This window comes from Motiliproteus sediminis (genome assembly GCF_017912535.1).
Lineage (GTDB): Bacteria > Pseudomonadota > Gammaproteobacteria > Pseudomonadales > Balneatricaceae > Motiliproteus > Motiliproteus sediminis.
Window position 1 is genome coordinate 781,785 of record NZ_JAERQK010000001.1, and the last position, 26,648, is coordinate 808,432.

Below are 26,648 nucleotides of genomic sequence, written 5' to 3' on the forward strand. Positions count from 1 at the left end.
GTCTTGTCTGTGGGTAGGGATGAATCGTGGTGCGTATCCAATCGATTACTCGATTGGAACAACGGAATGCGGCGTCAGGTCCACCAGGGCGAATAATTTCATGTGTTCCTCACGGTCGACGGCGGGTAGATCACGGATCTCGACCAGAACCTCCCGCGACAAGCCGTCAGCAGCGGTTAGCGTCAGCTGACCTTGACGTATGGCTGACCGCGCGCCTTTGCCGCTACGCTCAATAACATGCAACCGGTCGGCCATAGCGGAACTCAGGAACGCCCCCAGTCTTCGGCCCCGCATCGCGTCCAGGGTTCTGCCCACTAGCTGTTCGGCGCGATCATTACAGTCGACAATCTGACCCGACTGATCGCACTGAAGATAGGCAACCGGCGCGCCATAAAACAGGCTACGGTAGTGGGTCTGCAGGCGTTTGAGCTCTTCACAGCTTTCGTGCAGGGCGTGATTCTGCAGCTCCAGTTCGATCTGGTAGATCTGCAGTTCGTGCAACAGCTCCAACCCCTGGCCAAGGGTATACTCGCTAAATTGGCTGTCCGATGTGGCGGCCAAGCGTTCCGCCTCACGCCGCAATTGAGCGCGGCTCCTCGGTTGTCTGTGGGTCGATCGATCCGTAACCATTGGCTGACGCTCCTAGCGTGATACTTTTCAACACATGATCGCGACAACCTCACATGAAGTAGTTCAGTATACGCCCCCATCCTAGACAACGCACAGGCAAGCTGGAGCCGTTATCGAACACTCGTTACGACATTCGGCCGATCCGGGATCGCCATCGACAGCCGGGATAGGCCCCATCCATTGCGGGCGAACTTTTCAAACCAGGCGAGCCAAAGGCGGATATACTCGTCGGCAGCGCTCCCGTTGCAGCGCATGAGCTGGGGGCTCAAGATGCCATCAAAATCGTCCAGAAAAAGCCACCGTCGCGCCAGCAATCCGCCAGCGGCCCCCGTTACGGTTGTTGGTATCGGTGCGTCTGCTGGCGGGCTGGAAGCGCTGGCGCTGTTTCTAGCCGCCATTCCGGTCGATTCTGGCCTGGCGTTTGTGGTGGTGCAGCACCAGGACCCCGACCATCAGGGGGCACTACCAGGATTACTGCAGCGCGCGACAACACTGGCGGTCGTTCAGATCGAGGACGGCGCCCGGGTCGAATCGAATCGGGTGTACCTGATCCCTCCCGACCGCGATCTGGCACTGGTGAACGGCACCCTACGGTTGCAGGAACCCACCTCACCACGGGGGCTACGTCTGCCGATCGATGGCTTTTTCCGTACCTTGGCCGATGACCAGCAGAACCGTAGCGTCGGTGTGGTGCTGTCCGGCATGGGCTCAGACGGCACCCAGGGGCTGGGAGCGATCAGAGAGCGCGCAGGAACAGGTTTTGTGCAGGAGCCGGCAACCGCCAAATTTGACAGCATGCCACGTAGCGCCATCGCTGCCGGTTTTGCCGATGTGGTAGCCCCCCCTGACGCGCTGCCGGGCAAGATCATCGCTTACTTGAAGCATCGGCCCAATCCCATGCCACAGCCCTCCCCCCAGCTTTCGGACCCGGAGCGCAACGGCATTGACCAGATTGTCCGGCTCCTGTGCGCCCAGACGGGTCACGACTTCGCCAGCTATAAGAAAAGTACCCTCTATCGGCGTATTGAGCGCCGTATGGGCCTGCATCGTCTACCGGATATCGGCGCCTACCAGCATTACCTGCAGTCCAACCACCAGGAAGTGATGTTGCTTTTCAACGAGCTGCTCATCGGCGTCACTCATTTCTTTCGTGACCCGGAGGCATGGCAACAGCTCCAAAGCGAGGTTATGCCCGCCCTGTTGGCGCAGTACCCCATGGGGGCCGCACTGCGCGCTTGGACGCCGGCCTGCTCCACCGGTGAAGAGGCCTATACCCTCGCCATCGTGTTTTGCGAGGCGTTGGCACAATGCTGCCCGAGCGTTGACTATTCGCTGCAGATTTTTGCCACGGATCTGGACGCTGACGCCATCGCGCAGGCACGTCGCGGGGTCTACCCAGCCAGTATCGCGGTTGCCATGCCGGAGTCGCTGCTCCAACGCTACTTCACCCAAGAAGAGAGCGGTTACCGGGTCTGCGAATCGATCCGCGAGATGGTGGTGTTTGCCACCCAAAATCTGGTCATGGACCCACCCTTTACCAAATTAGATATAATCACCTGCCGTAACCTGCTGATCTACCTAGAAACGGATCTGCAAAAGAAAGTGCTGTCGCTGCTGCATTACAGTCTCAAACCCGACGGCTTCCTGTTGCTTGGCTGCTCGGAAACGGTCGGGGCGGCTAGCAGTCTGTTCAATACGTTAACGGGGAAAAACCGCATCTACCGGCGCAAGGAGATCTATACCCAGCCCCTCTTGGTCGATTTTCCTGCCACTATTAATCCCAGTTTGAGAGGCCTTGTGGATACTACCGACGTTATGCCGACATCTCCCACCCCCGCCAACCTGCAGCCCCTCACTGAGCAACTGCTGCTCCAGCGGTTTTCACCGGCCGCGGTACTGACCACCGAGCAGGGGGATATCGTCTACATCAGCGGCAAAACCGGCAAATACCTCGAGCCGGCCGCCGGCAAAGCCAACCTCAACATATTCGCCATGGCGCGCGAGGGGCTGGCAGGCTCGCTGAACGCGGCTTTCTTGCGCGCCGTTCGCGAGCGCAAAGAGGTCGTACTGGCCAATCAGAAGGTGGGGCCCGAGAGAGAGGCGCTCAGGGTCAAGGTTAGCGTATCTCCGTTATCAGAGCCCGCGCCCCTGGCCTCCATGGTATTGATTACCTTCGTTGATCTTCCCCTGTTACCTTTCAGCCCAACACCGAACAAGACCCGGGGCGGTACAGACCAGGAGCAGGCACTGGCCACGCTGACCGAGGAGCTGAACCTGGCCCACCTGGAACTGCAAACCACCCGCGAAGAGATGCAACGCTCCCAGGAACAGCTCAAGTCAGCCAACGAGGAACTGCAGTCCACCAACGAAGAGTTGCAGTCCACCAACGAAGAGCTGACCACATCGCGGGAAGAGATGCAGTCGATGAATGAGGAGCTGCAAACCGTTAATCAGGAACTGCAGGCCAAAGTGGAAGAGCTGTCTCTGGCCAGTGACGACATGAAGAACCTGCTCAACAGCACCAATATCGCCACGCTGTTCTTGGACGACGAGCTACGGGTGCGGCGCTTCACCCCCCAGATCACGGAGCTGTTCAAGCTGAGACCGGGCGATGCCGGTCGGCCGATTACCGACTTGGCGTCAGAGTTGGAATACGATCAACTGACCAGCGACGCCAGTAGCGTGTTGGATACCCTGATCTTCAAGGAACGTGAAGTGATGAGTCGTGACGGCCGCTGGTTCCGCATGCGGATCATGCCGTACCGCGCTCATAGTAACCGGATCGACGGGGTGGTCATCACCTTTATCGATATCAGTGCCATCAAGGCGCTGGAGCTGTCACTCCATGATGCCCTTCAGGTGCTGCAAGACAAAGTCGCCGAGCAAGCCTCCGATCTGGATCGAGCCAACGTGCTCGAAACCAGACTGCGCGATGCCAAGGCGCTGTTGGAACAACGCCTGCGACAAGAATGAGAGCCGCACGGGGGTGGACCGGCAGCAGTTGAGAAGCGGCTATACCGCCACACCTCGACGCAGCCCCGTTCTGGTCAGGTTTAACCAGCGCTTGCTAGCCGCCACTAGGGTGCCTGATATCACTGGTTGACAATAACGATCTCTACGCGACGATTTTCGGCACGGCCTTCGCGGGTGTCGTTGCTCGCTACCGGCCGGGTTTCGCCAAATCCGCGCGCCATCATCTTGGCTTGGTCGACCCCACCGACCTCCATCAAAAATTGCGAAACCTTCTCCGCACGCGCCTGGGAGAGCGCCTGGTTGTTGGCGTCATTGCCGGTCGCATCGGTGTGTCCGCTGACCTCGATAGTGGCATCGGGGAAGGTGTTAACGGCCCGCACGAGTTTGTTCATCAGTGGAAAATTAGCCGCCTGAATCTCACTGTGGCCCGAGGGGTAGTCAAAGCCATGCACGGAGATCAAAATATTCTTCCGCTGGCGATATACTTTGGCCTCCTGATCGTCAAACATCGCCTGCACCCTTTCGAAGCGCTCCCGCTCGGCTTGCTCCAGTTGGCTAATCTGCTGCCGCTGCTGCGCGGTGGTCTTCATCTGGGTCTGGTATGCCGCCATCTGAGCCACGGTTTGCTGCTCGGCTTTCTGCACTTGATTGCGCACCGCATCGCGCTCGCTGACCAGATCGCCGACCGCTTTTCGCAAACCGCCGACCACTTTATCGCTGGGTTGATTGAACGGTAGGGGGGTGCCCAGGGGCGTATTGATCATCGCGAGTTGCTGCTGATGCCAGAGCACCACCTCCTCAAGGTCATAATCACGGCGGTTGAAGTCTTTGATGGTTTCAGTGATCGCTGCGCTCTGCTGTGCCTGCCAGCGGGCGTTGGATGCGTGCATTTCCGCTTTGTCGGTCTGGGTCCGGTCGGCATCCAGGATCGACAGGGCTAATCGCATCTCCTCCTCAGCCTGAGCCAGAGTTTGGGGGGCATACTTTTCCGCCCCGTGCTGCTTGGCCGAGCTGATGGCTGACCTGGCCTGGTCAATGGTGCTCTGCTTCAGGGCTAGCAGCTCAAGCTGCGAATACCCGGCAAGCAGCTTGGGACGGCTCCGCTTGACCTGTTCCAGCCGGCCTTGCTCCACCAGCGCAGTGGTCGCTTTCAAATCGTTGTCCAGCTCAGCCCATTGCTTGCTGGGCAGCGTGTTGGCGCCGGCGTTATAGGCACGATCACGCTTGCTCAACACATCGGCGAGAAGCTCACGACTGAGCTGGGAGTCCCGCTCCAGCACGGCGATCGTTTGCAGTCCGGCCGCAGCGGCAGCCGTTGCCGCAGTGCGGTCCTGGGTACGTGCCGCTTTGGTCGCCCGCTTCAGCAACCCTCCCGCTTTGGCGTAGCTTTGCGGTGCCAGCAGTTCGGCATCGTCTATGCCCACCTGCTGGTAGGCAGTGTCCAGACGACTGACGGAAGGATATTGATCGAGCATCTGCTCGTGGGTCAGCTGTGGCTGCGAGGCGCAGCCTCCCAGTCCCGTGACCAGGGCCAAAACCAACCCGGATCGATGAATGATGGTCTTCATGTAAATGCTCCTTAGCGAGAGTATGTAATGCCCAGCTCCATTGAGAGCGCAGCCGAAGGCCAACTCAGGGCGGGGTTACGAGGAGGCTCACCGGGCGAACCGCCGAGTATCTCAACGCAAACTCAAAAGCCTATTCGGTTTGGTTATCTAAGCTTGCCGGCCGCTGTCGATCCGGTTTGGGAGCAAGCGCGCCGTCTTGGCAGGCGACCGACGCCGAAGGGTCGGCCTTGGTGTAGATTCCAGCCCCCTGGGGTTCTCCCTGGGAGGACGTTTCGCTGGCCGTACCTGGCCCGGTGGGCGCGTCTTGTTGGCTTGGCTTATTCATAACAACCTCTGCGACGTCCGGCACCGACGTAGTTGCAGGTAACCGGTCTGGTGAGGGTAAGTCCATACGCCCTGTGGGTCGGTGCGCTGGCGCACACTGGGTCTTGGCTACAGCCGGTAACGCATTATTGTCCACCACCGATGGGGCGCCCCCCGGTTTGGCGTTGCCGGTAATCGGCGGCGTGAGCAAATAAACCCTGCCCCCAATGCAAGTGAATAGCACTTTCTTGGCCACCGCTCGGCGCCGTGGTCAGCAATTGGTGTCTTTGGTGTTTAACTCTTTTTTTGCCTTCACAGGCATCCTCAATCTTATTCCCCAGGTCAGTTGCTGCTTTATCAACACTCTGACCCGCCTTTTCTCATTCTTGGGCAGGCGGCGGGCGGCATCGACCACATACCCGGCTCAACATTTCATCCGTTCATTTGCCCAAGCACACAGCCGGTACAAGATCCTTGGCCGGCGAATTGATCAGGCCTTCAGTGAACATACCCGATAACGGAAATAAAATGGCTAATGGAACCCAGCATCACAAAGAGATGCCAGATTCCGTGGGCGTAGCGCAGCTTTGCTTGATGGTCCAGTACATAGAACAGAATGCCGACCGTATAGCTGAGCCCGCCAATGTTGAGCCAGATAAAACCCGGTGTAGCAATCTGCGCCTTGAGCTGCTCATATTCCAATACGCAGGCCCACCCCATGCTCAGGTAGAGGATCACCTGCAACAGCTCGATCCGACGGGGAATCAGCAAGTCAACCAACAGGCCGACAAAACCCAGCCCCCAGATAAAAGCCAGCATCTGTAGGCCGTTGCCGGGGCGCAGCGACACCAGCATATAGGGAGTGTAGGTACCCGCGATCAGCAGGTAGATCGCGCAGTGATCGAGCTTCTGCAACACCCGCTTGATTCGGGGGGAGCTAACGCTGTGATACAGAGTCGACAGGGTGTAAAGAAGAACCAGCGCCATGCCGAAAACCGTAAAACTGATGATCATCCACGGGTCCCGATGCTGAATGCTGACGGTCAGCAGCGCACCGAAGCCCATCACTGCCAACACGGCTCCCACCAAGTGAGTGATGCTGTTGAATTTTTCTCCGTAGTACATGGTGCAGATGGTCCCAAATTGGCGCCGTTAGCGTCGTCGACACGGTAAGAATAGAACGAGACGGATTGCTTTCGATCAGCGCGGTTCACGTGCCCGTCCTGCGGATGGACCCGACCGTGGCTGTCCATGAACACCATGTGCGCTTGCGCACAGACTCAACCCCCGGACTGAACCAACATAGAGCCAATAGTCGGTGGCCCCGCAGAGCCAGATTAAAACCCATCGAGAGGTAGAACCATGCTGTATTTAACCTTCGTATTTTTCATTATTGCGCTGGTCGCAGGGGTCCTGGGCTTTACCGGAATCGCTGCCGGTGCCGTCGAGGTCGCCAAGATCTTGTTCCTGGTGTTTTTGGTGCTGTTTATCGCCTCCTTGATCCTCGGGAGAAGGCGCCGCCGCACAGTGAATAGATGATATGTGGTTACGTACCCGTTGCGATCTGACCTTCGAGCTTGAGATCGAGACCCCGTTCATACTTATGCTGCGGCCGCGTAGTGGCGCCAATCAATGGGTCTCGCGCGAGGAATACCAGGTGGAACCGCAGGTGCCGGTATTCGAATTCACCGATCGCTACGGCAACCTGTGCCAGCGCTTGGTCGCACCACCAGGTCCCTTTGCAGTCCGCACCGTGGCTGACCTGAAGGTCGCCGATGAGATCGACCGCGCCCTTCGCGCGCCCTTTGTCAAGGTGCAGCACCTGCCTGATGGGGTGCTGTGCTACCTGCTGCCGAGTCGCTACTGCGAGTCCGACCACTTCAACGAAATGGCCACCGAAATCAGCGCCGGAGAACGCTTGGGCTACGACCAGGTGGCGGCGATCGAAACCTGGTTACGCACCACCTACCGCTACGCGCCGGGCAGCACCAGCTCCACCCTGTCGGCGGTGGAGGTGAATGCCAGGCAGGTTGCCATCTGCCGTGATCTGGCCCATCTAGGCATCGCCCTGTGCCGCGCCCTCAGTATTCCAGCGCGGATGGTAGTGGGCTATCTGCACCGTCTGGAGCCGATGGATCTGCACGCATGGTTTGAGGCCTACGTGGGTAATCGCTGGTATACCTTCGACGCCACCCAAACTGAATTACATGGAGGCTATGTGGCCCTTGGCTACGGACGGGATGCCGCCGATGTCGCGGTGTTCAACCAATTCGGGGCCATCCCTATTGCCACGCTGCAGCGGGTGCAGGTCGAGCTCCTGCGCGACTGATCAGCCGGTGAGGGGCTGACGCAATCCATCCATTTCACGAGGATCGACAGTTTGCTATTTAATATTCAACATCACACTCGCTACGACTACTCACAGCCGGTGCGGTTGAGTCCGCAGCAGTTGCGCTTTCACCCGCGTGGCGATGGGTCGCAGCGGGTGATCGCACATCACCTCTGTATCAGCCCCACCCCGAGCGGGCAGAACGAATACCTCGATCTGGAAGGCAACCGCGTCACCCAGGTGTGGTTTGAAGGTGAGACCCAGCACCTGGAGGTCAGGCTTGAGATGCAGGTGGAGACCCTGCGCAAGAATGCGTTCGATTTCATGTTGGCGCCGCAATCAATGAGCCTGCCGATCAACCACGAGCAGGATTCGATTTGCGCCCGGGCTTATCTGGATCGCAGCCAAGCAGACGACGCGGTGACGGCTTTTGCGGCGGAACTAAGCGTGGCAGTCGAGCGAGATACCCTGCGTTTTCTCGATCGCCTCAGTCGGCAGTTGTACGAGCAATTCACCCAGATCCATCGACACTCCGGCGCGCCGCAGACTCCGGCGATCACCCTGCAAAGTCGCAGTGGTGCCTGTCGTGATCTTGCGGTGTTATTTGTCGACTGCTGTCGGGCCGAAGGTATCGCGGCACGTTTTGCCAGCGGATATCAGCAAGGCAATCTGCAAAGCGACCGTCGGGACCTGCACGCATGGCCTGAAGTGTATCTGCCCGGCGCGGGCTGGCGCGGTTACGACCCGACCCAAGGGCACGCAGTCGCCGATACCCATGTGACCATCGCGGCGGCGGCGCAGGCGCGCGATACCCTGCCGGTGATCGGGGTGTTCGTCGGCGATGGGGCGAGCAGCGCGCTCGATTTTACCGTGCGCATCGATGTATCCGCCCCCTGAATGGTATGACTTAGCAGGCCGTAGCGACATATTTAACTTGCCGGCTAACCAATCCGGAACTGTACTTACCCTAAAACCCGCCTCGTTTTGCCGTGGCGCTGTTTATCGCGACACAGGGATGAATCATGTCTATCTCGCCGCAACAGAACCGTTTGCTGATGTCTCTGCCCGCCGCGGTTCAGCAGCGCCTGTTTCCCCATCTCGAGCCAGTCGCACTGCCACTCGGCAAAGTGCTATACGAATCGGGGCAGGTTCAGCATCAAGTTATTTTCCCCACCGACGCCATAATTTCATTACTTAACGTGATGGAAAACGGCGCCTCGGCCGAGATTGCCGTGGTGGGCAACGAAGGGGTCGTTGGCGTGAGCTTATTTATGGGGGGTGCCAGCACCCCCAGCCGAGCCCTGGTGCAGAGCGCGGGATCCGCACTGCAGCTCTCGGCGTCACGCCTCAAGGATGAGTTTGATCGCCACGGGGAACTGTTGCTATTGCTACTGCGCTACACCCAGTCGCTGATCACTCAGATGGCCCAGACCGCCGTGTGTAATCGCCATCACAGCATCGACCAGCAACTATGCCGCTGGTTGTTGCTGTCACTGGACCGTTTGCCGGGTGACCAGTTGGTCATGACCCAGGAACTGATTGCCAACATGCTAGGAGTGCGCCGAGAAGGCGTCACTGAGGCGGCGGGTAAGTTACAGAAACTCGGCGTGATCGAGTACCATCGAGGGCATATCAGTGTGCTTGACCGTGCTCGGCTGGAAACGCTGAGTTGTGAGTGTTACGCCGTGGTAAAAAAGGAGACCGATCGATTGTTACCTTGGCATCCTGACACCCCGGCAACCGACCAGCCTACTTGAGGCCTCTACCGCACGGGGCTCATTGGTGTGCTTTCTGACGAACAATTACTCCACGACGACTATGTGCCCGTAGGAGCCACCAGTTCAGCATGAAACGGTGTCCGCTTTCAGGAATTCACGTTTTCTGAATCAGCGATGCGTTAGCGAAGGCTAACAGTCCGATAAGTTCGCATAGCGGACTCCTGAAACAAAAGAACCCCGCTTTGGCGGGGTTCTTCATGCTAGGTCAGCCTTTCTTGAAGGGAGGCCAGAAGCCGACGACTCAGGCGGCATCCTCTTCGATCTGCTTCAGCAGCGCCACCTTGATCTGCTCTTTGCTGGGCAGGTCGTGAAACTCCACCCCGCCCTCACTGCCCTGCGGATGTACCGCTTTTAACTCTTCACCACGCAAGCCGCGAATCCCTTTGGGTCCGATCGCCGCACCGCGCAGGTAGTCCAGCTCCAGCTTGCCACCGCCCAGGGCCTGCGGCAGTTCAACGCTGCCCACGCCCAACTGGCGAATGATCAGTGAACCACCCTCAAGCAGCGCTTCCAGAAAAGTCATGCGGTAGGCTTCAAAGGCTTTATCGTTGGCTCTGGTTGCCTCACCGTCCTGCCATTGGCTGACCTCACCATCAACGCTGACATGAAATCGGTGCTGGCGCTCGCCATAGGTGATGGTGACCAGCTTATCGCCATCGAGGCAAAGCAGCAGTCCATCGAGGTAAGCGGTACTCTTTTGAAAATGTTCAGTGTTCACGGCGTCTCCTGGGTTCGAATCTATGGATCGGGTAACGCGTCCGTGTTTCGATTAGCGGCCGCTAAGGTACAACCTTTACGGCTTTTTTGAATTGCGGTTCACCCCCTTGATCTGGCGCAACCCAGCGTCAGTTGAACACTGCGGCGGGAGCCAATGAAAAAGCCCGGCGAATGCCGGGCTCGGGTTTGGATTGGTTGCCGCCGGGATCAGGCTTTCAGCAGTTCGTAGCCCTCACCCTGCAACCGTTTGGCGTTGTCGGGATCGGTAATCACCGCGATACTGGCCGGCTGATCGATCAGGTAGGTCCGGGCAACGCGCTTGAGGTCATCGAGGGTGACCTTCAGCACGCGGGCGCGGAACGCTCGGCGCTGCATAGGCGTGCGCCCAAACAGGCTGCTGTGATAGGCCTGCTTGGCTTCACCGGCCGGCGAGCCCGGTTTATCGATCGAGCTGACCACACCCAGAATCGCCTCCTCCAGTTTGTTGTCGCTGTGATCCCCATCAACCAGCCACCTTAGCGCAGCGTCAAAGTCATCCAGGGTGCCTTCAATCCGCGGATCGCGGTAAGAGAAGAACCGGAACGCGGCGCAGGATGAATCCTGCCCGGCACCGCCGCCATAAGCGCCGCCCTTCTCACGTACAGCGCGATGCAGGTAACCGTTGCGGAGAAAGTCGCCCAGTACCACCAGCGGAGCCGAGTCCGAATGCTCTACCGGCACCGTGGCGTAGGCTTTGGCACAAAAGTTTACCTGGGTGCTGGTACTCCATGCCTGTTTGACCTGCTGGCTGATCGGGTCAAGACGAAATCCGCTGAACTCTGTCGCCGGTGCCAAGCCGGACCAGGCTGTTGCCAGCGCCTGATCGACCGGCGCTTGCATCTCCGGCTCTGCCACGCATAGAAAGTGGCGCGGTGCCGTGGTCAGTTTGGCATGCAAAGTCTTGAGCTGATCGGCGAAACGCTGCTGCCCCTCCTCACTCTTCAGCGATTCATCCAGCTGCTTGAGGAAGCCGATAGCCGCCAACCCGCGCTGGCGGTGTGACAACTGCGCCGAGGGGCACAGTTCCGATGCGGCGGCCATCATCGCCAGCGCGTGACCACTGCCGGTGATGCTCTGCTGCTTGCGCGCCCGCTGCTGGGACACCAGCTCACGCATCCGTGACAGTTCATCGAAGCGGATGGTGAAAAAGGTTTCTTTCAGCAGGCCGACCATCTGCTCCACATTACGATTGAGGGATTTGGCGCACAAGGTAAAGTAGCCACGCACCGACTGCGGATCATCGATGTCACCGCGCACCGTGGCAAAGGCACTGACCCCGCCGGTAATCGCTGACTGCCAGGCCTGGGTCTGCTGGTAATCACGCTCGCCCACACCCAACTCGGTCAGACAGAGGGAGTACAGCGGCAGCAGCTGTTGCTCTTCCGGGGTCAGTTCAGGCATCTCTACCAAGACCTCCTGGTAGACAATACCGTTGGTACCCTGACCGTAGAACGCCCGCTTGCCGTAACCGAGTTCGGCGACCTCACCCTCGGGTATGCGGGTCTCCTCCGGCACGTCACCAAGCCCGACCTTGGGAAGGATCGATTCATCATCCAGTTGCTGCTGACGTGCCTCCAGCGCCGCGGCCTGTGCCACGATCGCCGCCGCTTGCTGCTCGTCCAGTTTTGCCTTGATCGCCGCCAGACGGGCTCTCTCGGCCGCATCGCGCCGTTTGGCCAGCTCCCGGTCAGGGCGCAGGGTCACCCGCACCCGGTGGGGGTTGTCGAGCAGCAGGCGCTGTACCAGTGAGGGGATGTAGTCGCGATCCTTGATCCGCTCCTGCAGCTGCTCCAGCACCGGATCGAGGTTCAGCAACGAGATCGGATCACCGCGATGAACTGCGGTCGACAGCCCCGCCAGTATGAGCTGCAGGCCGTAGGGATAGCCGTCACCACCGATCTCCCGCTGAGACAACTCCAGTTGATGCAGCACCGCTTCCACATGCTCCTGCGGCACACCCTCGCTGGCGACCCGCTGCAGTACCTCCAGCACCAGCGCCTCGATCGCTTCGGCGTATTCCGGCTCGCTGCCTTCCATTCCGCACATGAAGCTCATCTCACGGTTGGAGTCCTCCAGTCCGCACAGCGGCGAGGGCGATGCCCCGAGGTCGCTGCTTTCCAACGCGTACCGCAGCGGCGAGGCGCTGTTATCCAACAGCACGCGGCTTAGCAGGTGCGCTTCGAGCTGATCCTCCAAATCCGTACTCAGGCCTAACAACCAGCCCACCACCACGTGGGTTTTGGCCGAAGTGTCCTCTTCGTCGAGTGCGTAGGCTTCCTCAACTTTCAGCGGTGCGTGATAGCGCTTCTCGTCACTGACGCTGATCTCGGCGTCCAGTTTGTCGAAACGGGCCAGGGCCAGGGTTTCAAAGCGCTCCTGCTGTTCTGCCGCCGGAATATCACCAAAGGTCATGAACACCGCATTGCTGGGGTGGTAGTGGGTGCGGTAGAAACGGATCAAGTCATCGTAACTGAGATCGGGGATGCATTCCGGCTCACCGCCACTGTTGAAGTGGTAGGTCGTGGTCGGAAACAGATATTTGCTGAGCGTCTGCCAGAGCACACTGACCGGCGAGCTCATCGCTCCCTTCATTTCGTTGAACACCACGCCCTTGTAGGTCAGCTCTGACGAAGGATCCGCAGCCTCGCTGAACTCTACCCGATGCCCCTCCTGGGCAAAGTCCAGCGGATCCAGACGGGAAAAGAACACCGCATCCAGATACACCTCAAGCAGGTTGAAAAAATCCTTGCGGTTCTGGCTGGCAAACGGGTAGGCGGTCCAGTCGCTGCTGGTAAAGGCGTTCATGAAGGTATTGAGCGACCGCCGCGTCATCATGAAAAACGGATCGCGCACCGGAAAACGTTCGCTACCACAGAGCGCGGTATGCTCAAGAATATGGGCAACCCCGGTGGAGTCTCCGGGTATGGTCCGTAACGCCACCAGAAAAACGTTCTCCTGATGCTCGGCATCGATATGAAAGTGCACCGCGCCGGTTTTTCGATGTCGATACTCGGCCACTTCGATACCCAGAGAATCGACAGGCTGGAGGCGAACAAAATCAAATGACGGGTGTGCAGTGCGGGCGGATGGTGCGGATCTTTTATCAGTCAAGCGAGGGTTATCCTTTTCAGTCGTGGACCAGACTCATCGACAGTCGCTGAACGAGTCCTGTTACTACTGTTGATGGGGACGAGTCGGCATGGTTCAACACTGGCACCCATCATAGCGCCTTTTTTCCTCCGGCACCGCACGAGGAGGGCTTTTACCGCAGCAAATATAGACACGGATAGCCGCATCAGGGCGTTGACTTGACTCGTTGGTCATTTTATATTCGACACATCATTGTGCATTGCAACAAGGCAGTGCCAATGCACAGTATTCGCATCACGACTATGGAGCTTGACCGCATGTACGAGAAGACGATCGAAGAGCTGAAATCCAGCCTTCAGCCGATGATGGACCTGGCTGAAATGAACCGCAAAGCACTGGAGAAACTGGCGTCAGTGCAATCTGAATACCTCGCCGATTGCCTCAGTACCAGCATCAAGCAGGTACGCGATCTGGCTGAAGTAAAAGATGCCAGCCAGGCAGCAGAGCTGCAGTTCAAATACCTGAAAGAGTTTGAACAGAAGCTCAACCTGACCGCCGAGCGTAACGTTGAAGCGTTCAGCGAACTGCGTAACGCCGTCACCAAGATGCTGACCGAAGGTTACGCCGAGGGCATGACCAAGTACGCTGAAGGCATCGCCGCGATGGAAGAGATGAGCCCGTTCGCCGAGGCCGCCAAGCCTGCTGCCGCCAAGCCCGCTGCCAAGAAAGCAGCCCCTGCACGCGCCGCCGCTAAACCGGCTGCCAAGAAAGCAGCGCCGGCTCCGCAGAAGCCCGCCGCTAAACCGGCTGCCAAGAAGGCCGCGCCGGCACCGAAGAAGCCCGCCGCCAAAGCAGCGCCTAAACCCGCTGCCAAACCGGCTGCCAAAAAAGCCGCTCCGGCTGCTAAAGCTGCTCCGGCTGCTAAAACCGCCGCACCCAAGGCGCCGCTGGCTCCTATCGCTCCGGCGCCGAAGCCGGCTGCCGCAGTGGCCAAAGAAGCTGCAAAACCGTCCGATAACTAATCGGCTCGCAGGAGCCGCCAAAGCGCGGCTCCTGCTTTCCCGGGCATGACTCGCCCGCCATCACTCCTACCGCTATCAACCCGCTTTGGCGGCGTCCGGCAGATCTCCGGCCAACCCCATCGCGAACCGAACCGCATGCTGCTTGAGCGGCCCGCTGTGCTGCGCCAGTGCCAGACCCAGATTACGCACTCCTTTAAGTAGCGGCTGTTCGCTGCCAAAACCCCGGTAGAACAGCTCCATGGCGCTCATCATCAGCAGATTATGAGGCCGTCGTCTGGCTTCATACCCGGCCAACACCGCCTGCCCGGCGATATCCCTGCCGTCACGTTGAGCACAGCACAACAGCTCGGCCAGCACCGCGGCATCCAGCAAACCGATATTTACCCCCTGGCCGGCCAAGGGATGGATAGTGTGCGCTGCATCTCCGATTACTACGCCGCCCGCCTGGGCGTAACGCAGCGCATGCTGCCTGCGCAGCGGAAAACTGGCACGCCCCAACAGCGCTTTCACCTCACCCAGCTCTGGCGGGAAACGCTGCTGCAACTCATCAATAAAGGCATCGCCGTCCAGCGCCAGCAGCCGTTTTACCTCCTGCGGGCGCTCATACCACACCAACGACGCGTGCGGACCGGTCAGCGGCAACAGCGCCTGCGGCCCCTGTGGCAGAAACCGCTGCCAGGTCATATCCTGCTGCGCGGCAGTGGTTGCCACATACGCGATCAGCGCCTGCTGCCGATACTCCCGAGCATTGACGCCGATCCCCATCGCCTCTCGTACCCGGGAGCGCGCACCATCAGCGCCCACCAACAGACTACAGTGAATCTGGTCGCCATTATCCAGGTGCAGCGTGGAGCCATCGCCGGCGTAGTGTATCTGCTTGATGGCGACGGGCGCGCACAGTGATATCCGTTCTTCCCGCTCCAGGACTTGCCACAGCGCCAGCTGGGTAACAGGGTTTTCAACGATCCATCCCAGCGCGTCGCTACCGGCATCGGCGGCATCGAAAAGCGCGTCGCCAAACGCACGCTGTTCCCACACCCGCATCCGGCGGTAAGGACAACTGCGCATGGCGGCAATACCGGCCCAGGCACCGGCCGACTCCAGAATACGCCGGGACGCCGGACTGATGGCAGAGACCCGAAGATCATGCGGTTGCCCGGGCGCAAAGGACTGCGGTGGCTGTTGTTCCAACAAGGTTACCGCCAGACCGCTGTCTCGCAGCAGGCATGCCAGGGTGGCGCCCACCATACCACCGCCGACAATAGCCACATCCGTTTGGAATCGATTCACGCGCAACTCCTTAGCCTGATTAAACTGGAGGCCGATTATAGCAGCCGGCCGATCTGCCACTAGCCCGATGCCAGACGATGGGCGCAGCGGGTGGTCTCCGGCAGTTTGAACTGGCGGCAGCAGCGCATTACCCACTCCGCCGCGCTCTCCTGACTGATGCGATGCCCGGCGGAAACATACAGGGGGTTGCAGCCTTGTCGCGAACGCAGGGCGTATCCCACCTGCTCGTCGGCAACCATCAACGGCGCCCTTGCACCGCGCTGCTCGCCCAGCTGTTGGTAACGCCCGCTCAGGCGTGTTTTGCCAACGCCGATGGCAGCGCAGTCCAGTAACACACCCAGATGACACGCAATACCAAACCGCCGCGGATGGGCGGTCCCCTGTCCGTCGCACAGAAACAGATTTGGCTGCGTGCTTAACCGGGCGACCGCAGCCAGCACAGCGGGCAGTTCCCGATACGCCAGCAGGCCGGTGCGATAGGGAAAGTCAACCTGCTGCTCGATCACGACCTGCTCACAAAGGGTCAGGTCGGGGTAGCGAAGTACCACCACGGCGGCGCGGGCGCAATCAGGGCGGGGGAAACCGACATCTACCCCCGCCACGAAATTGACCGGGCCTAACCGGTCACTCAGAAGCAATTGCTGCCGCAGGCGCCGTTGCTCCGCCAGCGCCGTGTCGACATCACGCGGCCATGCGCCAGATGGGGTTACCCCTCGCGGATCTTTTCCAGTCGGCGCAGAAATACCTGCATCTCCTTTTCCGCCTGCTTGTCCCCACCCTGCTGCGCGGCAGCGATCCCCTGGCGCCAGGCGTCCGCGGCGGCCACCGCATCCCCTTGTGCCTGATAGGCCTTACCCAGCAGTTTCCACGCCGCGGAGTAACCCTGCTTGTGTGTCACGCAGGCCCGCAGGTGCGCAACCGCCCGCTCCGCCTCTTGCCGCTCGAGATAAGCTTTGCCGAGGCCGAAACGCAGTTCCGGCGAGTCGGTCCCCTTCGCGAGCAAACGTTCCAGACCTTCAATCATCTACATCCACACTCCCGTCAAGCTGAAGGAATTTCAGGCTTAGAGAAAAACAGCGCTCACTATACTGTAGCTGAATCAGCGGCTCCCCTGACTTACCGTCCGGGCAGAACTTACGGAGGTGCACTATGGCGATCGCAGAGGCACTCAGCCACTATCTCAACCAGCATCAGGTTGACTATCACCTGCTCAAACACCGCCCTGCGGCCACCCTGCTGGATGCCGCCCGCGCCGCTACTCTGCCGCCCTCCGCCGTGGCTCATTCGTTGCTGCTGCATGACCATCTGGACCGCTACTGGATCGCGGTCATCGGTAGCGATCGCCACCTCGATCTGCACGCGGTCGAGGAGCTGATCGACTGTGATGTGCGCGTCTGCAGCGCCCTTCCCTGTGGCGATCAAAGTTGGTTTCGCGACTGCGCCCCCGGTGTCGTGCCCCCTTTTGGCAGCCCGTACCAGATCAACACTCTGATCGATGCGGAGCTGTTGCGACAACCGGCGGTCTACTTCGAAGATGGCGATCCCACCGAACTGATCCGCATCGAGCGCCATGCCCTGCACTCACTGATTCGCGACTGCATCGTCGCCGAGATCAGCGCCCGGGCGGCCCGTCACTAGCCTGCCCAATTCGACCGCTCCGGCAAACATCCGCTTCGGAACGATGGTGCGGCCCCTTGCAGGCAAAATGGTCCCTTTGAACGCAACAGCGGGCGAACAATGACCGCAGCCGACTGTTGCGCCCTCGACAGGGATTAAATCCGGCCGGCGGGCAGCATCCGCTGACCATCTGCCTGAACTGACCTGCATCAAGGCCGGCACATCACTTGCTAGAGATACTGCACCTTTGACAAGGAGTACCCCATGGGCAGTATCCAAACCTATATGACCGCTGGCCACCGCCAGTGTGACGACAGCTACACCAGCGCAGAAAACGCTGTTTCCGCACAAAATTGGAGCGAAGCTGACAGTGCCTGGCAGCAGTTCGCCACTGAACTTGAGCATCACCTAGGCCAGGAAGAGCAACTGCTTTTTCCCGCATTCGAACAGCAGACCGGTAACACCCAGGGCCCGACAGCGGTGATGCGGATGGAACATGAGCAGATGCGCGCCCTGGTGGCTGATCTCAGCGGAGCCCTGCAAGCCCGTGACAGCGACCGGTTTCTCGGTCTGGGAGAAACCCTGATGGTGCTGATGCAGCAACACAACATGAAAGAGGAACAGATCCTCTACCCGATGACGGACCAGGTGATCGGCAATAGCAGCGAGCTGGTTACCCGGCTGGACGCGTTCTGATTGATGTCAGAACTGATCGAGTTTGATGTCAGCGAGCTGGAACCACCAGAGCCGCTGATACAGATTATCGCCGCCGCCCGAACCCTTAGCGCCCACCAGCTGTTACGGGTTGTTCACCGCCGCGATCCGCTGCCCCTATACCCGTTACTGGATGAGCTGGGGGTGGGTCATGAGCGCCGTCTTCATCCGTCAGGGGCGGTGGTACTGCTGATCTGGGCCCCCAGCGCGGCGCCTAGCCGCACGCGCATTGAGGACTTGCTCGCCGATGCGCACTGACGGACTGTCGTTTGATCGTATCCCGCCCCTGGCCACGCCGTTAGGCTACTTTTTGCTGGCGCCGCTGTTTGGCCTGCTTGCCGCGTTGATACTGGTTGCACAGCCCGCCATGCTGGAGCAGCGTTGGCTTGGCGCTTCCCTGGCTGCCACTCATCTGCTGGCGTTAGGGTTCGGCGCCCAGATCATGCTCGGCGCCCTCTATCAGGTAATGCCGGTTGTTACCGGACAACCTCTCAGCCAGCACGCCCGCTTGCCGCGCCTGATTCAGCTGCTGCTGGCCACCGGCACCCTGGCGCTGGCTACCGGATTTATGACTGCGGCACCGGTGGCCTTCAGCCTTGCCGCGATCGCCTTACCGCTGGCGCTGCTGCTATTCGTCGGCTGCTGGGGTACCGCCCTGTGGCGAGTTCATCCGCTGGGCGAATCCGCCCGGGTGTTGCGCCTGGCCGCCGTGGGACTGATTGGAGCCGGCGGACTGGGACTGCACCAGGCGCTCTACCACGCCTATCCATCCCTGATCGGCTACGCCGGGGAACTCACCGACGCACACCTGCTGTGGGCGTCGCTGGGATGGGTGGTAATGCTGGTGATGGGCGTCAGCCTGCAGGTGATCCCGATGTTTCACGTCACCCCGGCACTGCCACGCTGGATCGCTCAGTTTGCCGCCCCGGCACTGCTGGCGATGCTGTTTATCGCAACCCTGTGGCCGCCCTCACGTGCCGTGGCCCTGCTGCTTTCCGCGCTGCTGACAGGCGCTTATGCCATCGCCGCCCTCAACGCCCTTGCGGCCCGCAAACGCAAACGGATCGACTACACCGTGCGCCTGTGGCAACTGGCGTTATGCCACCTGCTGATGACGGCACTGGCCCTCGGAGCCTCGGCGGCAGGTATACAGCTGACGAGTCTGGCGGGACCCGTCGGCGTGGTTTTCGGTATCGGTTTTATGCTCAGCGTGATGCTGGGAATGCTGCAGAAGATCGTTCCCTTTCTGATCTATCTGCACCTGCAACGGGCTTGTCTGGGAGACCCGATGGCGATGATGGCACTGCCCAATATGCAAGACCTGTTGCCGACCCAGACCCAGCGCCGCCAATGGCAGCTGCAGCTACTAACGCTGCTACTGCTGTATCTGAGTTATGTGCCGGGCATGATCGAGCTGACCGGGCGTCTGGCAGGAGTGGCTGCCGCGGCCAACTTTATCTACCTGGGCCGGGCGTTGTGGCGGGCAAGGCAACGTTTTTACGCGGCCCTGCCCACAGCCTGATCAGATGCGGAACTGCCGCACAGCATCGCGCAGCTGCTCAGCCTGGTGCGCCAGTTCGTGACTGGCACCATTGATCTGCGAGGTCGCCGCGCTGGAGCGATGCGCCAACGCCCGCATGGTGGTGACGTTCTGGTTGAGAGCGTCAGCCACCTGTGACTCCTCCTCAGCCGCCATCGCGACCTCGTTACACATCTCCTTGATGCTGGTGATGGAGTCGTTGATGGTCTGCAGACTGGTCATGGTTTCGCCGGCGCTCTCGGAGGTGCGCTGGGTCTCCTCCCGGCTGTCGTTCATCACCAAAGCTGCTTGCCCGGAGCCCGCCTGCAGCTGCTCGATCATCAGCTGAATCTCATGAGTGCTTTCCTGCGTACGCTGAGCCAGGTGGCGCACCTCGTCCGCGACCACGGCAAAGCCCCGGCCCTGCTCCCCAGCCCGTGCCGCTTCGATCGCCGCGTTCAAGGCCAAGAGGTTGGTCTGCTCGGCAATTCCCCGAATCACATCGAGAATAGAGCCGATGTTCTCGCTGTCGCTTTCGAGTTTATGGGTGACCGACGCCGCGCTTTCCAGCTTGTCGGCAACGCCCTGAATCGAGCTGACGGTCTCGCGTAGAATCGACTGGGAATGGTCTGCTTCTTCATCGGCGCGCTGGGCCGACTGGGCTACCTCATTAGCGTTGGAGGCCACGTCCTGGACCGAACGCGCCAGGCGGGCAACCGCTTCTGCGACCTCATCCGTTTCATCGCTCTGCTCTTTGATGGTGCCGGCGCTTTCCTCGGTCACGGATGCCAACTGCTCCGCCGCCGTAGCCACCTCTTCACTGGCGCGGGAAACCTGCTCCATCACCCCATGCAGCTTACCCACGAAGCGGTTGAAACTGGCCCGCAGTCGCGAAATCTCATCGTTACCGTCGATGTTCAACTGCACGGTCAGATCACCGTCCCCGGCGCTGATGTTTTCCAGTGCGTGCAGGGTTTCTTCCAGCGGCTGGGTGATGCTGCGCGCGATCATGGTGCTGACCCCGAGAATCAGCACGACCACGCCCCCGAGGATCATGCTGAGATAACCGGCGTTGTTCCAGTACGCGGCTTCGACGTCGTCGATATAAACTCCTGAGCCAATGATCCAGCCCCAGGGAGAAAAGCCTTTTACATAAGACAGCTTCTCTACCGGTTTTTCAGAACCGGGCTTGGGCCAGAAGTAGCCGACAAAGCCCGACCCCTCTTTCTTCACCTGATCAACGAACGCCAGAAACAGCGCCTTGCCGTTCGGGTCCTTCACTCCGGACAGGTCCTTCCCGTCCAGTGCCGGCTTGATCGGGTGCATCACCATCACCGGCTTCATATCGTTGATCCAGAAATATTCCTTATCGTCGTAGCGCAGCTGCTTGACCGCACTGATGGCGGCGCTCCGGGCTTCGTCATTGCTCATGGCGCCGGTTTCCGCAGCGGCATGATAGTGCGCGATCAGACTGTGGGCCGACTCGACCAGATGGCGGGTCTTGATCTGCTTCTCACGCAGCTGGGAATCTTTGAGAGTAGTCAGCGATACCGCCGACAACACCACGAAGCCCGCGGTAGCCAGAATAAGAATGAACCATAGCCGGGGTGTGATATTGAACCGTCTGAATAACATGGGATGCTCCAACCGCTGCGGCCCCGCTGGGACCGCTGAATTATTGTTGTTGTCGGCATCCTGCCGCAGAGCCGTAAACGACTCGCCTCCGTAAGCGCCCATCATTAATACCCCTGCTTTATGCATGGATCAACCGCATGTCGTACGACCAAGGTGGCATAAATGTCAGTTTATTGATCAGGCGCAAATATACTTTTCAGTTACAACGCCCTGATCGCCCCGCCCCCGCGGCAGCGCTCGTTTCTAATCCGGGGCCCCGGTGCTATCTTTATGTTTTTTAGATTATTCCTTGGTTGCCCTGTAACAATCGGGCAGTTTTTCAGTCGTTTGCTACACCGCCAGCATAAATTGCCACCACAAAGGACTCTCAGCCTCATGCGTTCACCCAAGCTCTGGTTATTGGCTACTCTGGTACTCGCAATCGGACTGTTCTTCGGCTTTGGCCTTGATCGCTATTTCAGCCTCGCTGCAGTTCAACAACATCATGCCGAACTGCTGGCGTACACCGACACCTATCCCTGGCGTGCAGCCGGCAGCTTCTTTTTTCTTTACGTGGTCGTAACCGGCCTGTCGCTGCCGGGCGCGGCGGTAATGACCCTGCTTGCAGGGGCGCTGTTTGGGCTTGGCTGGGGCCTGCTGCTGGTTTCTTTTGCCAGCAGTATCGGTGCGACCCTGGCCTTTCTGGTTTCGCGTTTTCTGCTGCGCGACCTGGTAAGGCAGCGTTTTCGCAGCCAGTTGCAAGCCATAGACCGGGGTATCGCGCGTGACGGTGCCTTTTATCTGTTTACCCTGCGTCTGGTTCCGCTGTTCCCCTTCTTTGTGATCAACCTGGTGATGGGAGTAACCGGACTGCGCGTGCTTACCTTTTACTGGGTCAGCCAGGTGGGGATGCTCGCCGGAACCATTGTGTTCGTAAACGCCGGCACCCAGCTGGCACAACTGGATTCGCTGCAGGGAATTCTGTCGCCGGCGCTGCTGATCTCCTTTGCCCTGCTGGGGATATTCCCATTGCTGGCCAAACTGTTGGTGGGCGTCCTCCAGCGGCGGCGACTCTATGACGGCGTGATCCGGCCGCAACGGTTCGACACCGATCTGGTGGTGATTGGTGCCGGTTCGGCCGGGCTGGTCAGCTCCTACATCGCGGCGATGGTGCGGGCCAAAGTCAGCCTGGTGGAGAAGCACCGTATGGGCGGCGACTGTCTCAACACCGGCTGCGTACCGTCGAAAGCACTGATCCGCAGCAGCCGCTTCGTCGCCGAAGCGCGCCGCTGCCAGTCACTGGGGATAGACCGCGCCGAGTTGCAGTTCGATTTCGCTACCATCATGGAGCGGGTGCAGCGGGTCGTTCGCACCGTGGAGCCCCATGACTCCATCGAACGCTACACCGGCCTTGGCGTCGATTGCATTCAGGGGCAGGCACGGATTCTCTCTCCCTATCAGGTGAGGGTTAACGGCGATACCATCTCAACCCGCAACATCGTCGTGGCGACCGGCGCCCGCCCGGCGATACCAGCGATAACCGGGATTGAAGATATGCAGCCGCTGACCTCAGATACACTCTGGGATCTGCGGGTACTGCCTCCGCGCCTGCTGGTGCTGGGCGGAGGGCCGATCGGCTGCGAGTTGGCGCAGGCGTTTGCGCGTCTGGGTAGCCAGGTCACCATGGTGCTGCGCGGGGAGCGCCTGCTGCCCAAAGAGGATGCCGACGTCAGCGACGCCGTGCGCGCCCGCTTCGTTGCTGAAGGCATTGACCTGCGCTTTAACCACCCCATGCGCGAATTTCGCCTGATGGGCGATGCCAAACAGCTGCATTGCGACCATCACGGCCAGCCGGTGGTGCTGGAATTCGACCAGCTGCTGGTCGCCACTGGCCGCCAGGCCAACGTCAGCGGTTTTGGTCTCGAAGAGCTGGATATTGCGCTGACCCCACAGGGCACCATCGAGGTCAATGACTACCTGCAGACCCGTTATCCCAACATCTACGCCTGCGGTGACGTCGCCGGACCATACCAGTTCACCCACACCGCCGCCCACCAGGCCTGGTACGCGGTAGTTAACGCCCTGTTCGGGCGTTTCTGGCGCTTCAAAGTGGACTATTCCGTGATTCCCGCCGCGACCTTTACGGATCCCGAAATTGCCCGTGTGGGGCTCAACGAGCGCGAAGCCGATGCCGCAGGCATCGGCTATGAACTAACCCGGTTCGGACTCGACGAACTCGACCGCGCCATCGCCGATGAAGACACCGAAGGCTTCATTAAGATTCTCACCGTTCCCGGCAAGGACCGAATTCTGGGCGTAACCATTGTCGGCTCCCACGCCGGCGACCTGATTGCCGAGTATGTATTGGCGATGCGTCATAACCTGGGCCTCAATCATGTGCTGAAAACCATCCATATCTACCCGACCCTGGCCGAAGCCAACAAATACGCTGCAGGAGCCTGGAAGCGCAATCACCTGCCGTTGCGTTTGCTTGGCTGGCTGGAACGCTGGCATACTCGCCAGCGAGGCAGCAGCGACCAATCGCCCAAGGCTTGATCCGCATCAGCAGACTTCGGGCGCGCAAGTTCCTATAATTCGGGCAATCAGGATGAGAGACAGCCCATGGAAGCATTGACGACAAGCGCCAGTCAGGTACTGATGGTACGTCAACCGGTGTTCAGCAAAGAGCTGAAAATCGTCGCTTATGAACTGCTGTACGAGCAGACGCCGAAAGCCGAAGATGAGCTGTTCAACGCCGATCGCGCCAGCTCTGAAATCTTGCTGAACACCTACACCAGCTTGTGCCAGGATGGCGCCATTCGCCGTGTTCCCCTGATCCTGTCGCTGTCGCAGGAGCTGCTCGCCAAGGGCTGCATGCCCGACCTGCCGCGCAACCAGATCGTTCTGCAGATCCCCGCCGCCATTCGCGTCGGCCCCAACGTGCTGGCCAACGTGCGTGCGCTGGCAGAACAGGACTTCACCCTCGCCCTCGACGGCTTTGCGCTGCAGCAACCGCTGATCCCGTTGCTGCGTTACATGAACATCATCAAAGTCGATCTCAGCGCCGTACCCGAAGCTCGCCTGGGGCGTCTGGTGTCGGTGCTCAAGCGCAGCTCGGCGACCCTGCTGGCCCAGAACGTGGCCAGTTTCGACCAGCTGAAACGCTGTGGCGGCATGGGCTTCAAGCTGTTTCAGGGCCCTTTTATCAGCCGCCCGGTACGCGTCATGGGCAAACAACTGCCCTCCTCCAGCGTCGCGCTGCTGCAGCTGCTGCAGGAGCTGCAAAAACCGGATATCACCCCGGCGCAGATCGAGGGGCTGATTCTGCTCGACCCGATCCTCACCTTCCGCATCCTGCGGGTGGTCAACTCCGCGGCCTACCATCTCACCACCTCGGTCGAATCCATTACCCAGGCGGTCGTGATGCTGGGTATGGACCAGGTACGCAAATGGGCCACGCTGATCGCACTCAGCAGTCAGGAAGGTAAACCGGAGGAGGTCTCACGTAACCTGCTGGTGCGGGGGCGCATGTGCCAGTTGCTGGCGGAACAACAGGGTGGCATCAATCCCGAAACCGCGTTCATGGTGGGCATCATGTCGCAACTCGACGTGCTGCTGGAGATGCCGCTGGAGGAGCTGTTGCTGCAGATCCCCCTCGACAACGCCATCAAGGCGGCGATTACCGAGCAGCAGGGACCGCTGGGCAAGCTTCTGGGGCATGTGATGCTCTACGAAGAGGGTCACTGGGAAACGCTGAAGGCACAGAATGTGGAAGCTGGTTTCTTTGAAGCGGCCTATCGCCACAGCCTCAGCTGGGCGCAGAGCGCGATGGAATCGCTCAGCGACGATAACTGAGGCGCGACCGCACTAGCTGCCACGCATAGGGCCAGGCCTGACGCATCCACATCCACTGATAGCGCAAGGTCAATCGTGACCAGCCGTGACGGCGATACTTGCGGGCACTGGTAAGTAGCGGAGCATCCAGCATTATCAGCGGCACGCCCGCCAGACGCAGCTGCCACACCAGCAGATGATCCTCACCAAAGGCGGCGGCCTCATCAAACCCCCCGACCCGGACGAAGAGCTCCTTGGGTAGCACAAAGCCCTGATCGCCAAAGGGCACCCCCAACCAGCGTGAGCGCCAGTTAGCCAGGCGGGCATTCAGCCGGGTTATCGCCGGCCCGTCATCCATAAACTGCAACCGGGCATAACTCATCGCCAACAGCGGCTGTCGCACTGCCTGCTGAATCCGGCTGACCAGAGCCGGGCCAAACCCGGAATCCCAGTGCAGAAACCACAACCAGTCGCCGCTCGCTGCGACGGCTGCGGCATTCATCTGCCGTGCCCGCCCCTCTGGCGCCTCAATCCAGCGCAACCTACGCCCGCTCAGAACCCGCTCCAGCGCCGCGCGCCAAGGGTACGCCTCCACCGGGCGGCAGGCGACAAACACCAGCTCACTATCACCGGGAAGCAGGAGCAGGTCAGCAGCCAGGCGACCAAAGGCGTTCTCGTTTGGCCCTAGCGGCACAATCACCGACAGCGATCCCATAGTCAGCGTTGCAGCAGCTCCAGCAGCGAGTGCTGTTCACTGGAAAGGCGCTCCGGCGGGGTCAATATGGCGCTGGCCAACGACTTACGGCAACCGCAGGTAGCGTTCGGCAACGTCCCCTGCTCGGCCAGCCGAACAATAACCCGACGCGCCTTTTCCAGGCTGGCGCCGTAACGGGCGATCACCTGTTCCACGGTGACATGCTGGGCAGGATCATCCATCCAGCAGTCGTAGTCGGTGGCAATAGTCAGGGTGCAGTAGCAGAGTTGCGCTTCACGGGCCAGAAACACCTCCGGCACGTTGGTCATGCCGACCAGGTCACAGCCAGCCGCGTCACGCAAGAAGAAGCTTTCCGCGCGGGTGCCCAGGCGTGGTCCGTCGACGCAGCCATAGGTTTTGTCACGATGAACAGCGATATCGAGACTGGCGGCAGCCTTCGCCACCGCATCACCGAGGCAACCGCAGGTAGGTTCTGCAGTAGACACGTGACCGGCCAGGCCGTGGCCAAAGAAGGTTTTCTCACGGGCGCCTTTGACAAAATCAAAATACTGCGACGGCAGCGACAGGTCGCCCGGCGCGATCTCCTGACGCAGGCTGCCAACCGCGGAGATGCCCACCACCTGAGTAGCACCGGCTCGCTTGAGCGCCCAGATATTAGCGCGATAGTTCACTTCATGGGGCAGGTATTGATGATGCTGGCCATGACGGGCCAGAAACAGCAACTCGCGCCCCGCCAGCACGCCCTTCACCAGAGGCGCTGACGGAGGGCCATAAGGGGTATCAATGCGGATCTCTTCCAGATCGTTCATCTGTTCGATGGCGTAAACGCCGGTACCACCAATAATTGCCAGCACAGTATGTTCCTTGTGTTAGTGCGGATAGATGCGTCAGGGCCT

Annotated in this window: 23 protein-coding genes; 12 read left to right on the top strand and 11 right to left on the bottom strand. The window is 60.0% G+C overall.

From position 1 onward, the window contains the following. Positions 1 to 45: 45 nt before the first annotated feature. Positions 46 to 561, bottom strand: coding sequence for a PAS domain S-box protein (locus JJQ76_RS03745; RefSeq protein WP_210395333.1), 516 nt, complete (start codon positions 559 to 561; stop codon positions 46 to 48). Positions 562 to 900: 339 nt separating this feature from the next. Between JJQ76_RS03745 and JJQ76_RS03750 the strand changes: the two genes are divergently transcribed. Further along, positions 901 to 3,603 (top strand): chemotaxis protein CheB, encoded by a 2,703-nt coding sequence (locus JJQ76_RS03750; protein WP_210395335.1) that lies wholly within the window; start codon positions 901 to 903, stop codon positions 3,601 to 3,603. A gap of 119 nt (positions 3,604 to 3,722) precedes the next feature. Here the strand turns inward: JJQ76_RS03750 and JJQ76_RS03755 are convergent, their stop codons facing one another. Both JJQ76_RS03755 and trhA read right to left on the bottom strand, forming a co-directional pair. After that, positions 3,723 to 5,171 carry an OmpA family protein gene (locus JJQ76_RS03755; protein WP_210395337.1) on the bottom strand — a complete coding sequence of 483 codons (1,449 nt, stop codon included), beginning with the start codon at positions 5,169 to 5,171 and terminating at the stop codon, positions 3,723 to 3,725. A gap of 801 nt (positions 5,172 to 5,972) precedes the next feature. Beyond that, positions 5,973 to 6,599 (bottom strand): PAQR family membrane homeostasis protein TrhA, encoded by a 627-nt coding sequence (gene trhA, locus JJQ76_RS03760; protein WP_210395339.1) that lies wholly within the window; start codon positions 6,597 to 6,599, stop codon positions 5,973 to 5,975. A gap of 237 nt (positions 6,600 to 6,836) precedes the next feature. Between trhA and JJQ76_RS03765 the strand changes: the two genes are divergently transcribed. From JJQ76_RS03765 to JJQ76_RS03780, 4 genes are all read left to right on the top strand, one after another. Beyond that, on the top strand, positions 6,837 to 7,013 hold the full coding sequence (locus JJQ76_RS03765; RefSeq protein WP_210395341.1) for a DUF1328 domain-containing protein: 177 nt from the start codon (positions 6,837 to 6,839) through the stop codon (positions 7,011 to 7,013). A gap of 1 nt (position 7,014) precedes the next feature. Beyond that, a complete protein-coding gene (locus JJQ76_RS03770; RefSeq protein ID WP_210395343.1) occupies positions 7,015 to 7,803 on the top strand; it encodes a transglutaminase domain-containing protein in 789 nt (262 codons plus the stop codon). Positions 7,804 to 7,854: 51 nt separating this feature from the next. Next, complete coding sequence (locus JJQ76_RS03775; protein WP_210395345.1) at positions 7,855 to 8,700, top strand: transglutaminase family protein; 846 nt, start codon at positions 7,855 to 7,857, stop codon at positions 8,698 to 8,700. Between the two features lie 125 nt (positions 8,701 to 8,825). Further along, positions 8,826 to 9,560: a Crp/Fnr family transcriptional regulator gene (locus tag JJQ76_RS03780; RefSeq protein ID WP_210395346.1), complete on the top strand. Its 735-nt coding sequence runs from the start codon at positions 8,826 to 8,828 to the stop codon at positions 9,558 to 9,560. Between the two features lie 262 nt (positions 9,561 to 9,822). Here JJQ76_RS03780 and JJQ76_RS03785 read toward each other — a convergent pair whose 3' ends face one another. Together JJQ76_RS03785 and JJQ76_RS03790 are read right to left on the bottom strand one after the other, a co-directional pair. After that, entirely contained in the window at positions 9,823 to 10,299 is a 477-nt protein-coding gene (locus tag JJQ76_RS03785; protein ID WP_210395348.1) for a hypothetical protein, read from the bottom strand. Between the two features lie 206 nt (positions 10,300 to 10,505). Beyond that, complete coding sequence (locus JJQ76_RS03790; protein WP_210395350.1) at positions 10,506 to 13,448, bottom strand: insulinase family protein; 2,943 nt, start codon at positions 13,446 to 13,448, stop codon at positions 10,506 to 10,508. 257 nt (positions 13,449 to 13,705) lie between these two features. Between JJQ76_RS03790 and JJQ76_RS03795 the strand changes: the two genes are divergently transcribed. Beyond that, the gene (locus JJQ76_RS03795; RefSeq protein WP_210395352.1) at positions 13,706 to 14,449 is read left to right on the top strand and encodes a phasin family protein; all 744 of its coding nucleotides are present in this window, start codon (positions 13,706 to 13,708) and stop codon (positions 14,447 to 14,449) included. A gap of 75 nt (positions 14,450 to 14,524) precedes the next feature. Here the strand turns inward: JJQ76_RS03795 and JJQ76_RS03800 are convergent, their stop codons facing one another. From JJQ76_RS03800 to JJQ76_RS03810, 3 genes are read right to left on the bottom strand one after another with little or no spacing between them, the layout of a single operon-like run. Then, a complete protein-coding gene (locus JJQ76_RS03800; protein ID WP_210395355.1) occupies positions 14,525 to 15,739 on the bottom strand; it encodes a UbiH/UbiF/VisC/COQ6 family ubiquinone biosynthesis hydroxylase in 1,215 nt (404 codons plus the stop codon). A gap of 59 nt (positions 15,740 to 15,798) precedes the next feature. Further along, positions 15,799 to 16,482, bottom strand: coding sequence for a deoxyribonuclease V (nfi, locus tag JJQ76_RS03805; protein WP_210395499.1), 684 nt, complete (start codon positions 16,480 to 16,482; stop codon positions 15,799 to 15,801). After that, positions 16,446 to 16,763 (bottom strand): hypothetical protein, encoded by a 318-nt coding sequence (locus tag JJQ76_RS03810; protein WP_210395356.1) that lies wholly within the window; start codon positions 16,761 to 16,763, stop codon positions 16,446 to 16,448. The genes nfi and JJQ76_RS03810 overlap by 37 nt, the downstream gene beginning before the upstream one ends. A gap of 125 nt (positions 16,764 to 16,888) precedes the next feature. Here JJQ76_RS03810 and JJQ76_RS03815 point away from each other — a divergent pair, with 125 nt between their 5' ends. The 4 genes from JJQ76_RS03815 (at position 16,889) to JJQ76_RS03830 (ending at position 19,592) form a co-directional block, all read left to right on the top strand. Next, positions 16,889 to 17,377, top strand: coding sequence for an aminoacyl-tRNA deacylase (locus tag JJQ76_RS03815; RefSeq protein ID WP_210395357.1), 489 nt, complete (start codon positions 16,889 to 16,891; stop codon positions 17,375 to 17,377). Positions 17,378 to 17,620: 243 nt separating this feature from the next. After that, complete coding sequence (locus JJQ76_RS03820; protein ID WP_210395358.1) at positions 17,621 to 18,052, top strand: hemerythrin domain-containing protein; 432 nt, start codon at positions 17,621 to 17,623, stop codon at positions 18,050 to 18,052. 3 nt (positions 18,053 to 18,055) lie between these two features. Next, positions 18,056 to 18,328: a DUF2249 domain-containing protein gene (locus tag JJQ76_RS03825; protein WP_210395359.1), complete on the top strand. Its 273-nt coding sequence runs from the start codon at positions 18,056 to 18,058 to the stop codon at positions 18,326 to 18,328. After that, positions 18,318 to 19,592, top strand: a complete 1,275-nt coding sequence (locus JJQ76_RS03830; protein WP_210395360.1) for a hypothetical protein — start codon at positions 18,318 to 18,320, stop codon at positions 19,590 to 19,592. The genes JJQ76_RS03825 and JJQ76_RS03830 overlap by 11 nt, the downstream gene beginning before the upstream one ends. Here JJQ76_RS03830 and JJQ76_RS03835 read toward each other — a convergent pair whose 3' ends face one another. Next, on the bottom strand, positions 19,593 to 21,224 hold the full coding sequence (locus tag JJQ76_RS03835) for a methyl-accepting chemotaxis protein (RefSeq protein WP_210395361.1): 1,632 nt from the start codon (positions 21,222 to 21,224) through the stop codon (positions 19,593 to 19,595). A gap of 375 nt (positions 21,225 to 21,599) precedes the next feature. On the opposite strand from JJQ76_RS03835, the gene JJQ76_RS03840 reads away from it, so the two are divergent. Then, positions 21,600 to 23,759, top strand: coding sequence for an FAD-dependent oxidoreductase (locus JJQ76_RS03840; RefSeq protein ID WP_210395362.1), 2,160 nt, complete (start codon positions 21,600 to 21,602; stop codon positions 23,757 to 23,759). Between the two features lie 66 nt (positions 23,760 to 23,825). Further along, positions 23,826 to 25,058: an EAL and HDOD domain-containing protein gene (locus JJQ76_RS03845; protein WP_210395363.1), complete on the top strand. Its 1,233-nt coding sequence runs from the start codon at positions 23,826 to 23,828 to the stop codon at positions 25,056 to 25,058. On the opposite strand, the gene JJQ76_RS03850 is transcribed toward JJQ76_RS03845, so the two are convergent. Both JJQ76_RS03850 and JJQ76_RS03855 read right to left on the bottom strand, forming a co-directional pair. After that, entirely contained in the window at positions 25,042 to 25,752 is a 711-nt protein-coding gene (locus JJQ76_RS03850; protein WP_210395364.1) for a hypothetical protein, read from the bottom strand. The genes JJQ76_RS03845 and JJQ76_RS03850 overlap by 17 nt on opposite strands. Before the next feature lie 2 nt (positions 25,753 to 25,754). Next, entirely contained in the window at positions 25,755 to 26,606 is an 852-nt protein-coding gene (locus tag JJQ76_RS03855) for an MTAP family purine nucleoside phosphorylase (protein ID WP_210395365.1), read from the bottom strand. Positions 26,607 to 26,648 lie beyond the last annotated feature (42 nt).